Source organism: Psychrobacter sp. AOP22-C1-C5, from assembly GCF_052378885.1.
Lineage (GTDB): Bacteria > Pseudomonadota > Gammaproteobacteria > Pseudomonadales > Moraxellaceae > Psychrobacter.
Map to the genome: position 1 here is coordinate 19,820 of NZ_JBQSYC010000015.1, position 15,605 is coordinate 35,424.

A 15,605-nucleotide genomic window follows, 5' to 3' on the forward strand; every position below is an offset into this window, starting at 1 on the left:
TTCATAGCGAACAGTTACTCATATTTGTGGTGCTGAGGTCATTTGATTCAGTTTCTCAACTGTATCTTCTGGAGCTTTTAAAGAAGTCTCTTGGTCATCGCCTTCTTTGAACTCAAACCGTATGACCACGTTTCTATCATCTGGATTGGCGACTTCATCTGGGGTGCTGGCATCATTTTCGCCACGTCCAACGGCCGTCAGCTTCTGTAAAAATTGTTGTTTATAAGCAAATTCTGGCATGCTGTCGACGTGTGCCAAGATAGCGTTTGCACGCTGACTACTTAAGGTCATATTTGAGGTATAGCTACCAACTCTATCGGTGTGACCTTCAATGACAATACGATCAATCCTACTTTGTTGCTCCAGAGTCAATCCAAATATAGCTTTGGCATAGACTGGCATAATAATATCGAGGCTTTGTTTACCCTCGTCCTTAAGCGTAGCCTCTCCATAACCAAAATTGGTTTTTTCTGAAACAATAAGCCTTCCTGTTTTTTTATCAATATTGGCAGGGATACCCTTCTCTTCTAGTGCTTTTTTTAAATTGTCCGACACTGCCAAAATAATGGCATCTTTTTTATCTTGCTGCATAGACAAGATAGCAATACTCAATGCCAAAAATATTGCCATCAATCCTGTCATCATATCAGCCAAAGCAATCCAAGTGGTGGCATCCTCTTCATAACTCTCTAAAGGTTCATCGTCATACATTAGCATGTGTGTGCTCCTTTATTCGTCATCTTGATTTATGCTATTACTGGCAGTCAACAATACCGCGGAGGCAGTAATCATCTCTTTCATCATTTTTTCTAAAACTGCATTACTAGTGTTAAATTTATTAATATAAGCATCATTTAGCGTCTCAAAGGCTTTGGTAAATTCTTTTGGCATCGTCTGCCCTAATTCTTTAAGTGCGTCATTAATGTCATCAGTGTGATCTTGCATAGCTCGTAGGTCTTTGACTAACGTACTTTGACCTTTATTCAAAGTGGTTGCGATGGTTGCCATTTGATTCAGGAGTGGCCCATACACTTCGCGTGATCTATCTATAGTTTTTAATGATTCTTCATTAAGTTTTCGTTGTGCCTCATCCATACCTTCAAACTGCTTACCGAGTTGATCTGTCGTTTCCTGTAATCTCTTATTCTGGACGCCAAGGGTTTGCTCAAGGGCTTCATTCTGTTGTGTGAAGAAGGTATCTAGGCTAAATTGATACTCTGTTCTGAAGGCTTCTAATTCGTCTTTTAGTTTTTTTGAGGAGTCATCTAATGTCTTATCAATATCACCTAAAGTATCTCTTAATGCACTGGCACTAGAATCAATCAAGACAGCTGCTCGTGACCCTGTATCTGAAAGCTCATCGTTCATACGAGTTAAATGACCATTCATATTGCTATCGAATTTGACTAATACACCACCTAAATTTTCAACAACGTCTTCAGATATTTGAGTAATAACACCACTCATCGCCGTATTCATGGCGGTTGTTGCCAAGGTAATCGAACTTACCATTCCATTTTTAGCAGTCTCCATACCTTCTTCGATAGCAGGCTGAATACTTGCAAGGTTCTCTTTTAAACCCACATTAAAGTCTGTTAGCGTTTTGTCCTGAGTAACCTGCAACTCACCCATTTTAGCGACTGTCGATGATATTTCTTCGACACTGCTTTGTATTGCACCTTTCATAGCAGTGGTTGCTAATGTAATTGAGCTTGTCATGCCGTCTTCAGCAGCTTTCATACCCTTTTCAATGGCAGGCTGAATACCAGCAAGATTGTCTTGTAGATCAGTATTGAATTCTTTTAATGTTTTATCTTGATTTTGCTGTAACGTTTCCATCTGATCTACTGTAGACGCCATTGCGCTGACTAGTAAATTTGTATTTGTGACAAAATTACCCATCTGCTGAGTCACATCCCCCAGTTTTACAATCAACTGAGTGTTAGTGACTTGACTCTTATCAACTGCCTCAATAACTTTACTGGTCGTCTCATTGGTAGCGGCAATTTCATTTTTGATAGGTATTAATATATCTTCTTTTAAATCAGCCAATAACTTATGAATGACATCACTATTATTTTTTTCTAATGCCTGAGTCATTTTAGCTAAGGGTTCTGTGAGTACTTCTCCAATTTTTTCGGAAATAACATCGCCCAGCTTGTCCATATCGTAGCCAGTTTCGATATTGGTAAGAGCGATGGACATTCTATCTAGAGAACTACTAAGAGTCCTAAATAGTTGCTGCTGCTCTTCAGCTTGGTCTTTTTTCACATCATCTTGGCGCTTAGTCAGATCACTTATTTCTTGTAAATAATCATTCTGCAGGTTGGTTTTAGCTGAGATATTAGCTAAATTATTCAGGTGGTAATTTTGATTTTTTAGTTCCTGTAAGGTGGACTGGTTAAGTGCATCCAATTTAGTTTGGCGACTTTGTGCTTCAACTTTATAATTGTCTTTTTGACTTAAAACTTGATTATTTCTGCGAGCCAATATACAGAAATTAACGATCATAAAAAATATTGCAGAGCCTATACCTAATATAGAAAAACTAAAAACCGAACCTAAACTTTTAATAAATTCAGACAAATTTTCATTGTTAATATTCCCCGAATTATTTAGCTGTAACCCTACTAGAGAGGTAGTGAGAGCAAAAAATGTGCCTAATAGACCTAAACTGGTTAGAACACTGGGGGCAAACTTTAGAGTACTGCTAGCTCCCATATTTGAAGTTTTTAGAGCTAGAACGCCCTGTATGAAGAAAAAAATAACAGAGATCAATATGGCCAAGAAGATATACGGATTATGCTCTAATGCCATTGCTGTATACGTGAAATGATTAAAAACTAGTCCAAGCGTGCTCTGTAGTGTATTACTTAAGTCCATATAATTCTCAAATTAAACAAATAATTAAATATTAAAAAAAACCAGCTCTTTTGTAGTTAGGTTTTCTACTAAAGCACTATAGGGAATATGACATTTTCTATCTGGATACTGACGAGCATAAAGTGAATAAAAAATACCATCTCCATTCACGCCTTTTTCATCAGGGTCGAGCACTAATATCAAATCATGCTCTGAATATTCATTCAGTTGATTCTGACTATAAGTCAGTCTTAATGCGGTGAGTTGGCAGCTTTGCTTTTGGTTCAATAGTAAAGTACGTTGGCTTCTATAATAATTATTTTCATTCTCACTGAGTTCGGGAGGTGGTTTCGTACGTAGAAAATCATCACATTGATGCCATAGCTTATTATAATCAGCTGCATGAATTAGCCAAGTCGATACATCTTGAATCTGTAATGGTTCTAGCATTTCTACATTCCATATTGATGAATATTGAACACTAAAAGTTTAGTGATCAATATCAATTAAAGCTATATTGTCTGAATTTCTCAACCGCTTCTGCTTTGAATTCCGTACTATAGCTTTGCTTGTTCCTAGTCTTGTCAAACGCCTGATCGAGTCGTTAGTTTACTAAGTTTATTTATACGGTTTATTCAGCATAGCTCAGAGCACTCGGATGTGTGGTATCCAATACTGGACGATAGGGATAACCTCTCTTGGATGCACATTTTTGCAGGCTAATAGCAAATCTCCATTATCCAGTTTGCGTATTAACTTTTGATTGGGTAGTAGGTTCCGACGCTCAAAATATCCAGCCACTTTAGCATTGACTTGTAACACGATCTCGCTAATATGATTATCAAAGAATAAGCTATCGGTGCTGATCAAATTAGCTTTGATTTGCTGATCACATTCAAAACGCTCATTAGTGATTACTAGATTGCTGATTTGAGTGAAACAAAAAGTGAGTGTCTGGTCCTTACGTCTACCTACCACATACCAAATTCCGTTTTTATTTAGTAGATGATAAGGCTCTAGATAGTGATGTTTGCTATAGCCAATAGCAGTTTGTTTTCCAATTTTTTGATAATCGAACTTGATATATTGGCAATTAGCAATAGCCTTATTAATAGCTTCAAAGTCTTTACTGCGATTACTAACATTTTCGTAAGCGAATCCTTTCACCAAAATACTTTTATTGAGTTCTTGCTGAAAGAATTGCCGATCAATTTGTGGTAACAGGTCTTGAAAGTCTCGTTTCAATTTACGGGTAGAAACCTTATAAGTACCTGCTAACTCAAAAATATCCCAGCGTTCATCAGAATGTTAATATCAGATAAACGATACGCAAGACGTTCATGCTTTTTTAATTCCATTACTCTTAATCATTTCATACTGTATAAAAATAATAATATTACATGAACCATACAGAAATGTAATTATGCACTTTTATCTAGATTTCTCAACCAATATTTAATGCTCTCAAGTCATAGCTGATATAAGCTGTTGATGTTTATATTTTTACTTGGAAAAGCTAATTTAGGAAGACCATAAGGAATACATTAAAGTTGCCAACTACAACAATCCTTTTCATAGAAAAATTGGAATCTAAAATTTTTCAGGAAGATAATCCAGATTATTTTTGCTATGTTGACGGCATAGTGTTTTCCCCTCTTTAAAGACAATGGCAGTAACAATTTCGATATTTTTTATTTTAATCCACCAGATAATATAACTTTACTGCCTTGGCATAGGCAGTAAACCAAGGTTAATGGTCCGTAGTTTTATACTTAGTTCTGGCGACGAGACTAAATCCTCATGTTCCACCGCTATTTTATAAGCCTACTAGCTAATTGTTTTAGAGCGAAGTTGATTAGTCATAAAACCAGTAATTTTTGCTTCCTGTTCAATCGTACGGCCTTTTATTGATTGCGCTTTAGCCGCTTTTTATCTAATATAATTGATCAGTGTATTTGGCCATATAGACTAATCAAATACTGCCTCATCGACAGGTGGGTAAAATGGTCTACCCCAATCCTGTTCAGGATGATTCATCATAATATCTATAATCAACGGCAAGAAATCTCCTAAAATATTAACAGCATCCTTAACTTGCTTGCGATTAACTGAGCTCGCGTAAGTTGCGCCGCCATGGACGATTTGATTGCGTATGGTATAGAGACGTTCGAACACTATGGTTAGTAGTAAATCAGTGTTGTTTTTATCATTTAAATACTTCAGTGCTTGCTTTTTATCTTTGTCGAAATCCTCTTCCCATGCCTTTTTACTAAATGTACCGTTTTGATATTGCCAGAAAGGAGTAAAAGCATACTGGTTATTTAACAACGTGCGAATAGACTGCGGATAACGATTCCAAATCAAATCATAAAGCCTTTCTTGTTTATCATATCTACCTAATTTTCTAATAAAGTCTTTAAAGGAAGATTTATCAGATATTCCTCGGCTTTGATTTAATGGTAACTCATCAGCGTACAAAGCATTAAAGCTGATCCAAAGAGTAATAAAAGCCAAGTCACTTTCTTCAAGTGCTGCCAAATCGTTAGCTTTGGACAGCCAGCTTACTGATCTATGAATGCGTAGTGAGAACTCATCACCAACATTGTGCTTATTATCTGCATGCTTTTTTTTAAGAGCGCTTACTGTGACATCCATGAGTAATCCTTGCTAAAAATAAAGTCGAAAACAACTAAGATAAGTTGTTAGGTTTGACCCCTGCCGTCAAATTGAGCTATGCTGAAGAAACCGTAGAGATAAACTTGGTAAACTGAACGCATAAACAAGAGTCTATTATAGCTAAAGGATTTATTATCTACTTTAAGAAATCCGCTATGCAGATAGTCGAAGAAAATGAAGACTGCTTATCGACTTTAAATATATACTCTCTTATCTATCTAGCTCAAAACTCATATCTACAATCAGCAGTAAATGCATTACATACTTTATCAGTGATGACGATGCACGGGTAGCTTCATTATTAGTAGAGCTAATGATCTCATGCTCTTTAGGGTTAATTACTGACAATGAATAACCACTATAATAAGCTTCATTAGTGAGATTTTTTGATAATTGACGATAGTCAGCTTTGAGCTCTTTCATTATTTCTAGCTGTTTTTCTTCATTCATTATTTTCTGATACTTCAACTCCCCTTTTTTAGATTTTGTTGTGCGCTTCATTTGATAAGCACTGATATTTATACGCCAGTATCTAGCAGGTAGTATTTTTATAGCAATATCCAAATAGTCGTAAAATACCTTCTTTTCCTTGAATGCAAAACGAAGGTCGCTATGTGATGAATTGGCTTTTTTATAGAATATTGAAAGCATACGTTGGACATGCTCTTTTATTGACTGATCGAGATATAGATTTTCTAACTTAATAAAGCTGTCCTGCACGAGTTGCTGCTCTTTAGCAATGGTTGGCAGCGTTGGTGCTATCAATAGATGTCCTGACTTTGGCTGTTTATACTTAGATATTAATTTATAATGAGCCTTGCCATTCTCATCAGCTGCTAGAAGCAGCGCTCGATTATATAGCCCAACTGCATCTTCATATACAAAATGATGTTGGGCGGCTTCAGACACTGTCTTACCTGCCTCAATCTCACTCAAGAACTCTTCAATCTGCCAACGCGCATACTTACCGAAAATAGGGGAAACATTAGTACTCCCTTCTTCTATATTTGATTTAAGAAAATATTGCTTACTATTATCAATTTTTCTGATATTTAACTCACGGTTTATAAACTCACGTATTTTTGTCAGATCAACACAGTTACTTTCAAAGTCTAAGGCTTTTGGATTATGTTGATTAAAACTTCGACGTGCTTTATTTGTAAGCTTCGTCACCACATCAACAGGTAGTTCCATAGACGCTTGATCAAGTAGATGTGCCGAGATGATATCTACAGTATGTATGTAAGAGCTAAAAGTAGTATCTAGGTCGGCATGTCCCGCAAATTCCATTAAGGCATCCCAATGATGACCAGAATTAGTACGCATTCTACCTAATAAGTCTTCTTTAATTCGCTGCGCCTCATCTTCGTTATAATCAGTAAAAATATCCAAAATTTCTTGACGACATCTCAGTATTACTGACATATTAGAAAGAGCATTATGGCGAAAGCTATGTAACACTAAGTGTTGATAATTAGGGCCAATGACTTCTTTAAATACTCGATCTACACTACCTCGATCTAATGGAGTCAACAGTCCCTCGAATGCAAATAAGTATTTACCTTCTTTTTTACTACGAGTTCTCTCTATAAAGTAAGTCTGGAGCCCTTCAAACTCATCCGGCTTCAACAATACTGGCAAACTGATTCTACGAGTGCCATCATCTGATTTTAGGGCTCTATGGCTATTTGAACGAATAATTAAATTGATGTCTTTATAAGTATATGGATCATATTCAAGATCTGTTAACCGAATGCCTAATAACTCATTAATTCTTAGACCGGTACGATAGAGCAAAGTAAAAATCACTTTCATCATGCTTCTATTGTATGAAGATAATGTGGTTTGATTACTGACACTTAGTAAAATATGTTGATATAAATCAGTTGATATTAAACTGCTAGAGACTATTTTCGGATCATTCTCACGATGAAGATGAACGTGCAGTGCACCAAAATGTTTTTTCAAACTTTGATGTAGTGAGTTCAATACGGTTTGGGTGTAACCGATATTTAAAATGTTTTTCTTAGCGACGATACTATCGTATAAAAACTCATATTGATGTGCTTGATAATTCGTGATGTCTTCATCACGAGTACCATATAAAAATGCCTCGCCCACTTCCGTCAGGTATCTTGATAGAGTAGAGGCAGCCTTATTAATAGCATTTAGATCAAGCATCCAGAAAATCAAACTTTGCTCACTAGGGCTTTGGTATATTTCAGTCAAAAAACTCAGTTGTTCCTTAATCGTTTTCTTACTCCCCATAAGGGCACGGCGAACGTCTTTTAATACATTCCTATGGGCTTTATCTTTACTTACGCTACCATCTATTTCGACAACTTCATCCTGTAAATTTTGAGTAGATCTATTAAGTCTATTAAACGTTATGTACTTATCTTTGATAGTAGTGCTATTTGATCCTTGAGGAGCACTTAAGTAAGCTTGCCAGTCGTTTAAACTAATCGCAGTATGGGTCTCATGATGAACAAGCAACTCCACCAGTTGCTGATCTATATGTACATTCGCTAATGTCTGCCAGTAAATATTCAAATAGCTAAAAAAATCTGTCTTATCTAAGTCATCCGCTTTAAATTTTTGTCCAATCAGATTACCTAGCTGCCTAACACAGCTATGAAAGCTTGGTATTTTTAATTTTTCGTCTTCCAATAGGTGACTACTCTTGACTAACCATAGGCGACTGATATCATCAATAAACACCCATTTTGAATAAAAGATAAGTTTTTCATCAGAACCTACGATATCTAATATCTGATTGCCATAAGCTTTAGAAACGATATCTAATGGAATATAGACCATGCTATCCGCTAATCTATATAGTTGTTTTTTAGTGGTGATGTGAACATAGACAGCTTTTAATACATCAACAGAATGTACGCGACCATGCATTAATAGTGAAAACATCAACCATGCAAGACTATCAACAAGGGTAAAACCGTTTTTTGTTTGCCATGTTTGCACAGCCTCCTTCATTATACTTTGCAGCTTAGGCAGATAGAAAAAAGCATCGCTTACTGCTGTATTTTTTGGGCGTTGAGGCTGATAAGCAACTGTAGGGGCTGGTAGTGGCCCTAAACCATTACGTTTACGTGCACGATTAATATTATTGAAAAAGAAAAGACGCTTGGTTAATGCGATTGGTATTAGACCTGCAGAAATACTTTTGCTTTCTTCAAACTCCTTGTAAATGTCTTCATAGAGTTGATAAATAGATGCTTCATTAACCGCAGATTCTTCTTCAATATTTTCAAGAAAGCTCTCCCAAAGTTTTTGACATATGAAGTCAGCTTCTACTAAAGTATTTTTTCTTTGCTCATTACGTCTCTGCTCACGACGTTTATAACCGAATAGATCATCGTCTGATTGTTTTTTTACACTCATAATTGCACCTGCCTTAACTCAAGCTTATTTGCAAGTGCTTGATAAGTTGGACGCAAGTCTAAAATATCACCAATGCTTATTGAAGAATTCTTCCGCCAAGACTCCTGACCCATCATTTCATGACCAAATACAGAGAGTATCATTGACTCATGTATGTTCTGCTCATGCAGATAACGCTGCCCAACATGCCTTGTCCAATCCTCTTTAAACTTAAAGCTTTCATAAATTTCATTGCGCACCAGTGCTGGACGAATTGCTTCGAGCTCACCTTTTTTATTAAATATATTAATCAGTGGTCGCTTATGATTCATTATCTCGTCAACCCAACATTTAATACGCGTATCTAAACGACAGAAACGAGAAGCAAAGCTTTTTAAAAAATCTATATATCGGTTAATTGCCTCGCTTAAGAACTGGCATAGAGGCACATATCGTTGACTCGATGCCGTTGCTCGCTCTTCTTTATCAGAGATCCAAATCAGCCCTACCTCAAAATTGAATTGGTCCAAATAGCCTGGTGCTCCCTCCACTGCCCGTACTGAACTTAAAAGCAAACTAACATGCCAAAGCCAAATGCTATACGTATTAAATTTTTCGATATAATCAGTCGTTGCATCTACTTTTTGGCGTAACAGGTCAAGAAAGTCCCTGACGATTGCATAATCGGGGCAGTTTTGACTACCGATTTTATAATCAATAGTTTTCGAAACTGGATTTAGATAATCATTGTTATATGTAGTCTTTTGACTTAGGAGCTTAATAGCCTTTTGGTAAACAGCCCGAATATTGTCAACACTGTTAGAGCTATACCATATATCTGCTCGTTTACGTTCATTTCGGCCTGTGATGATACTAGCAACCTGACTATTAGAGACATGATGAATAAGAATGCTGTATAAGCTTTTTTCAATACGAGCCAGTGACAGATACGGTAGCTTTAGGACACCACGAACCTCATTTATAACTTCATACAAAGTCTCTTTGTTAATATCGCCTTTATAGGATAAAAACGCACCGAGTTGCTCAGGAAGACTGAGGTCACATTCAAGCAAACGATTGGCTAGTACTTTTTGAATACCTTGAGTACGAAGTCTGAGAGGTGTGATATCTAGGACAATATTTAAATGATAGCTATTGTTTCGACGATTTAGATTAATATATTGCTTATTATTGGCTGTTACATCCTCACTTAGCTGGAAAATTGACCTTCCCGTTAACATTGATAGCAGCAAATAACTAACTACTCTCTTTTTATCTCTATCATAATTAGATGATAACTCCGCAAAAAGCTGCCATAGATGCGCAAAAATATTTTGTAAAGCAAATAAAGGTAAAACTCTCACATTGTTACTAATAAAACGTTCGTTCTTATTGGCATGCTGAAGCTTTGAGCGCGTTCGATGGTAGATCTGCTGGGGAGAGTGCTTTTCAGGCATTTGTAGCGATGTTTGCTTGAGTATCGCAAAATCTGGTAACCCAATATCTAAGTTTTCACGCATAACATCAATGTCATTATCCGTTTTTAAAAAATCAGTAACACTAATTAATTCATCGCTATCATCATCAACATCATTAAATTCAACGTGCTCGATTTTCTTCTCATTAATCAGTCGCGCTGCCCTACTTTTACGACCACTTGTGGAAGTCCGCTCAATACGTTTTTTGTTGTATAGCACAAATTTCAATGCTCTATGCACCTTAGTATACTGCCTAAGGTCAGGACCAGGACTATTAATATCGACGAGATGTTGCTTATACTCATCAATATTTTTAAATGTAGTAGCTATATCTTTAGATTGTAGCTCTACACACTTTTGCCATAGGTGATGATAAGAACTACCTTGTACTATCCACGAACGAGCAAAAGTAGTTATCTCAGTAACTCTATCAATCAATTTACGATCTGAACAATATATTAGTAGTTGGCAGATTTTAGACACCCAAAGCCACTCTAGTGATGGAGTGCCGATATCCAAATCTTCCAGATGATATGTTGAACCTATAAATGCTGTCACTCTGAAATTATCATCTGTTAATCTACCAGTACAACTCTTATAAATGGTTTTAAGCCTTGTTTTTGATAAAACGAAATTTTTTTCTGCCTCTGGTAATGATAACTCCATAAACTCCTTTCCTGATAATCTAGCCACCGTTAGAAAATACTGTCTAACGTTTTGATAGTCATTGACTACATTAGGAACGAGTTCATTAGTAACGTGCTCAATATCAATATCAATTTCCATTTACATTCCTTTGTATCAGTTCGTCAAAGCTCGGCATCTCAAAAACTGGGCATTTTTGTTTTGCTTGTTGATATTCGAAGTTAGGTCTAGAAATGACCATTTTCTGACAGGTATGTTCAATCGTTAACAACTTGCCGCATATTTTACGTTGGATGTCTTTTGGCATCTGAGCTTTTAATTGATTATAAATCTTAATATTTACCGGTTTGAGATCCAAGAATGCTCTCCAAACATATCTCCATGACTCGAGATGTATTGAACTTATAGTCGGTTGAAGCTTTCTAACATAGACATCCGTACTATTCCCCATTACAAGTTGTGCTGAAAAGTTATTGTAAAAATAGAAATTCATTCCATCGTAGGATACATCAAGATGTACAGCCTGATCTTCTGACTGAGTTATAAAATCTAGTGGAAAATATTCCACATAGACTTTATATGCTGTTCTAGCTTCAGGGTGTATATACAAACTTAGTAAACCCTTAAAGGATATACGTGCGTACTGAGTACTAGGCTTGGGTAGGTTTTGACGTTTTTTCATAATGTGTCTTTAGCTCGTGACTCATATAAAGCAGCTTGTTTTGGAATCCAAAATATTACGTATAGACATCGTACACCTTTACTGGGGGAGAGCAAAATACAACATAATTATTTTTTAGTCGGTGTCAAAGTACCATAAAATCACGGTGACTATAAACGTGTTAATAAATATCACTATGTCATGTTACACTATATATTTAGATAATAAAAAAAGCTACATCATATATATATCATACGATGTAGCTTATTATCAATTATCATTATTTTTACTATTTTAGTCCGCGAGCCTTGCCAAGGTTGGGGTATCTCTTTTCCCGCTCCAAATATGGCTTGAAAAAGCACTAAAGCCTCACTACTCTTATTATGGGTTGTGAGGCTTTTTTTTGGCTAAAAAACAATCATGACACCTAACCTAGTAGATTTGGCACTATGATAATTTTGAACCTAACCTCAATTCAGCAAAAAATGTGTTTTTTAGATCCCTAGTTTTTTGGAAATACGTTTCAAATTTATAGTATTTAATATTGATCTTCACTTAAAAAGCGATGACTACAACCTAATATTAAATCGAAAAGTTCACTTATGCTGTGGAGAATGAATTGTTTTTAATACCCCTTTTATATCGTCCGAAAACTGCCTAATACTTAGCAACCTATCTTTAATTTAAGATTTGTTGATAGTAATCGCAACCTTCTTGATAGCCGTTCTCACACGATTTGCGAATCCACTCTTTACCAATAACGGTGTTTTGACTCACACCTTTACCACTGTAGTACATAAAACCAGTCATGAATTGAGCATAAGTATCCCCTTGGCTGGCTGCTTTTTGATACCACTCAGTCGCTTTAGTATAATCCTGACGCACACCTTTGCCATAGTAATACATTATCCCAAGAGAAAATTGAGCATTAACATTCCCTTGGTTGGCTGCTTTTTGATACCACTCAATTGCCTTAACATAATCCTGATGCACACCTTTGTCCTTAGCGTACATAGAGCCAAGCATGTATTGAGCATTGGCATCGCCTTGACTGGCCGCTTGTTGATACCACTCAACTGCCTTAATATGATCCTGACGCACACCTAAGCCCTTGTCGTACATCACACTAAGTTTCATTTCAGCATTACTGTCCCATAGATTGGCTGCTTTTTGATACCACTCAATGGCCTTAACATGATCCTGATCCACACCTAAGCCATTGTCGTACATCACACCAAGGTTGTATTGAGCGCTACCAACACCTTGATCGGCAGATTTCTGAGTCCATTCAACTGCCTTAATATAATCCTGACGTACGCCTTCGCCATTGTAGTACATTGCCCCAAGAATGAATTGAGCCTCAGCATCTCCTTGGTTAGCCAAACGTTGAGTTTGATCAAAATCCAACGCCATAGCTGGTAAGGACGACATCGCAGCGATTAAAAAGACGATGAGTTTACGTATCAATGATTTATTTAGAAGGGTCATAGCGAGTCTCAAGCAAGTGATTTTAGAATTGACATTTGTGCGTTAATGCCATATTAGCAGATATATTTTAGAGTAACCAAGCTGGTGACTTTTTTGTGCCCAAAACCATTTAACGCAACATCCGCTATAAGAACACAACATTATTATCTAAAACATCTAAGCGTCCTTTCTGAATAAGAATACCTATTCAAGTAAGGCTATATTTTCCACTAGGAAACCTTTAGCTAGAAATTTCCTATCATTAGGAACACATATCAGTCGTAGTTTTTTAAGATTAACGACACTATCAGAAAGTTGCTTAATTTTATCACTCATAGTCGTAAGCGCCTTTAACTGGCTTAACTGCCCTATAGACTCTGGCAAACGCTCAAACGCTTCGTGTCCTAGTGTCAGATGGGTTAAATTGTTCAAGTTTGTTGATCTTGGTCATTTTTTGAATTTTCTTATTGAATTGAGTCAAGGCAGAGTCCTTGAGTAAAGTGTCTTCAAACTAGATTTTCAAACTGATACTTTTTAAAACAACCATTTGCTTTTAAAGTATTAAAAACGACATCCATTTCTCCCAGAATTTTATCTGCCATCGTTCCTTCATTTATCATTAACCATGCCTCACTCGAACCTTTCCAATCCTGTGGATCAAAGTAGTAATAAGCAGGCCATTGAGCAGAGGAGTTCACTTTTTTATTAGTCAGCATCGTATTCAATACCATTTTCATCTTTTCTGTATATGAACAAGCTTTGGCTGCTTCTACAGAAGTGAACTTAATACCTAAAATTGGACGATCAAAATCTGCATTGTCAAACTCGAAGCAAACCCATCCCATATCATAGCCAGGAATTATGAGTCTAATTTGTTCGTATCTTCTGCCTTCGCCGATATAACTAATATCTAATTCATAATCAGCTTTTTTATATTTTGCTAACAAATCGATTTTCAGTTTCGCTATCAGCTCTTTCTTCATCCGATTTACAGTGTTAGATACCTTAATACTGGCATCAATAGTAGCCGCATTTTTTTTAATAATATCTAAAATTGCGTTGTCTTCGCTCATATCTTGTATCCCCATAAACTGTTTTTGAATAAACTTAATGAGCTGTGCAATAAACTCGCTGACGCTATGATTCTGGCATTCTACTTGACACGCTTTGAGCCAACCAATCAAATCGCTGAAACGAAGATGACTGTATTGATTGCTGGTTATCCAACTTTCTAAAGTTGTAGTATCAACGCTATACTCGCTTGGTACGTCATTATCCTCGTTTAAGTAAACAAGATGCCAAGGCTTGTGTTTTCTATTTTTAAGTTCAATAGCATAATCTTTCATTTGGTCAAGCTGATCTGCGGCATAAGGTTTATTTTCAATACAAATACCGTAGCTGTCATCACCCACCTGACATCTTAAGTAAATATCCATACGCCGCTGGGTATTACTTTTCCCCGTTGTTTCTTCAAGAAAAACCTCTGTTTTCTCAAGGTTATTAAGGAAAATCTGCCAGTTATCACTTTTATATATAACAGGCAAACAATGTTCAACAAATAACCTTAGAAAGTTTTCTTGCTGAGCATGACTGCCTTTAGGATCAAGCAAAGCCGCTAAAATACGGCTAAGCCCAACTTCATTGGTATTGATATAATCAAATGTATTAAAGCTAGGTGAGAGTTGACGATTATAGAGTGCTTGCGCTGTCTTCAAAGCATGGGTTTTTTGGCTAACATCATTTATCAAACTTTGCACTGCACTCATGCTCATACATCCTTTTTGAAATATCATTCAGTTGTTTTTAGTCTTGTTATTAATCACTCAATTGCTTTAATATTTTTATAGTGTTTATATCGTAACTGCCTGCGTAGAACTGGTATAAAAGCTGCTCAAATACACACTTGTTACCAGCTGCAAAAGCAAATAACGTTAGTGAGGATTGCAGCTTTAGGTTATCTGGGGAACCAAAAATACCTAAAGCGCTTTTGTCAGGATGCAACAGCAGTAATTCAGCACACTCTATTAACCGTGCTCCAAGCACGTCGTGCTGCAAATATGCTCGTGCTTGCTCTAGACTTTCTATTGCAAAGCGTCGAGATATTGTACTTTGTCCTAACCCTTTAACCTGTGGAAAGATAAACCACATCCAATGCGTACGCTTTTGCCCTTCGGTTAATTCTTTAATAACCGATGGATAAATAGTATTTTGAGCTTGGATGAAATCGTCGAACAAGTTTCTATTAATAGTTTTCATTTGCTGTGTTCCTTGCTATTTAAGTAATAATAGCTTGCCTACCCGCCGTACTTAAAATGTAATTAAAATCACATTTTCTCCGATATATAAGCTCTCTACTCCATCAATCATTGCTAATACAAACGATAACTAATGTAGGTTATTATTCCATACTTTGCCTATATAAAAGTGTGTTAGGG

General features: G+C 36.4%; 11 protein-coding genes. All 11 read right to left on the bottom strand.

What is annotated here, in order from left to right; all coding sequences use genetic code 11:
• Positions 1–18: 18 nt before the first annotated feature.
• Entirely contained in the window at positions 19–717 is a 699-nt protein-coding gene (locus ACT3TH_RS13290; protein WP_095570343.1) for an OmpA/MotB family protein, read from the bottom strand.
• Positions 718–729: 12 nt separating this feature from the next.
• Positions 730–2,883: a hypothetical protein gene (locus ACT3TH_RS13295; RefSeq protein ID WP_444756286.1), complete on the bottom strand. Its 2,154-nt coding sequence runs from the start codon at positions 2,881–2,883 to the stop codon at positions 730–732.
• 24 nt (positions 2,884–2,907) lie between these two features.
• Positions 2,908–3,312: a hypothetical protein gene (locus ACT3TH_RS13300; protein ID WP_095570341.1), complete on the bottom strand. Its 405-nt coding sequence runs from the start codon at positions 3,310–3,312 to the stop codon at positions 2,908–2,910.
• A gap of 195 nt (positions 3,313–3,507) precedes the next feature.
• Positions 3,508–4,107, bottom strand: coding sequence for a WYL domain-containing protein (locus ACT3TH_RS13305; RefSeq protein WP_444756287.1), 600 nt, complete (start codon positions 4,105–4,107; stop codon positions 3,508–3,510).
• A 723-nt stretch (positions 4,108–4,830) separates the two neighbouring features.
• Positions 4,831–5,517, bottom strand: coding sequence for a hypothetical protein (locus ACT3TH_RS13310; RefSeq protein ID WP_444756288.1), 687 nt, complete (start codon positions 5,515–5,517; stop codon positions 4,831–4,833).
• Positions 5,518–5,748: 231 nt separating this feature from the next.
• The gene (locus tag ACT3TH_RS13315; RefSeq protein WP_444756289.1) at positions 5,749–8,940 is read right to left on the bottom strand and encodes a site-specific integrase; all 3,192 of its coding nucleotides are present in this window, start codon (positions 8,938–8,940) and stop codon (positions 5,749–5,751) included.
• Positions 8,937–11,183, bottom strand: a complete 2,247-nt coding sequence (locus tag ACT3TH_RS13320) for a hypothetical protein (protein WP_444756290.1) — start codon at positions 11,181–11,183, stop codon at positions 8,937–8,939. Before ACT3TH_RS13320 ends, ACT3TH_RS13315 begins: the two co-directional genes overlap by 4 nt.
• Positions 11,173–11,724 carry a hypothetical protein gene (locus ACT3TH_RS13325; protein ID WP_444756291.1) on the bottom strand — a complete coding sequence of 184 codons (552 nt, stop codon included), beginning with the start codon at positions 11,722–11,724 and terminating at the stop codon, positions 11,173–11,175. Before ACT3TH_RS13325 ends, ACT3TH_RS13320 begins: the two co-directional genes overlap by 11 nt.
• 657 nt (positions 11,725–12,381) lie before the next feature.
• On the bottom strand, positions 12,382–13,191 hold the full coding sequence (locus tag ACT3TH_RS13330) for an SEL1-like repeat protein (RefSeq protein ID WP_444756292.1): 810 nt from the start codon (positions 13,189–13,191) through the stop codon (positions 12,382–12,384).
• A 485-nt stretch (positions 13,192–13,676) separates the two neighbouring features.
• Positions 13,677–14,936, bottom strand: coding sequence for a PDDEXK-like family protein (locus ACT3TH_RS13335; protein ID WP_444756293.1), 1,260 nt, complete (start codon positions 14,934–14,936; stop codon positions 13,677–13,679).
• A gap of 49 nt (positions 14,937–14,985) precedes the next feature.
• Positions 14,986–15,426, bottom strand: a complete 441-nt coding sequence (locus ACT3TH_RS13340) for a DUF1810 domain-containing protein (RefSeq protein ID WP_444756294.1) — start codon at positions 15,424–15,426, stop codon at positions 14,986–14,988.
• Positions 15,427–15,605: the final 179 nt, after the last annotated feature.

Coding starts and splice junctions, on each gene's coding strand:
- ACT3TH_RS13340 (WP_444756294.1), bottom strand. CDS start 15,426: ATGAAAACTATTAATAGAAACTTGTTCGACGATTTCATCCAAGCTCAA.
- ACT3TH_RS13295 (WP_444756286.1), bottom strand. CDS start 2,883: ATGGACTTAAGTAATACACTACAGAGCACGCTTGGACTAGTTTTTAAT.
- ACT3TH_RS13310 (WP_444756288.1), bottom strand. CDS start 5,517: ATGGATGTCACAGTAAGCGCTCTTAAAAAAAAGCATGCAGATAATAAG.
- ACT3TH_RS13330 (WP_444756292.1), bottom strand. CDS start 13,191: ATGACCCTTCTAAATAAATCATTGATACGTAAACTCATCGTCTTTTTA.
- ACT3TH_RS13300 (WP_095570341.1), bottom strand. CDS start 3,312: ATGCTAGAACCATTACAGATTCAAGATGTATCGACTTGGCTAATTCAT.
- ACT3TH_RS13315 (WP_444756289.1), bottom strand. CDS start 8,940: ATGAGTGTAAAAAAACAATCAGACGATGATCTATTCGGTTATAAACGT.
- ACT3TH_RS13325 (WP_444756291.1), bottom strand. CDS start 11,724: ATGAAAAAACGTCAAAACCTACCCAAGCCTAGTACTCAGTACGCACGT.
- ACT3TH_RS13290 (WP_095570343.1), bottom strand. CDS start 717: ATGCTAATGTATGACGATGAACCTTTAGAGAGTTATGAAGAGGATGCC.
- ACT3TH_RS13335 (WP_444756293.1), bottom strand. CDS start 14,936: ATGAGTGCAGTGCAAAGTTTGATAAATGATGTTAGCCAAAAAACCCAT.
- ACT3TH_RS13320 (WP_444756290.1), bottom strand. CDS start 11,183: ATGGAAATTGATATTGATATTGAGCACGTTACTAATGAACTCGTTCCT.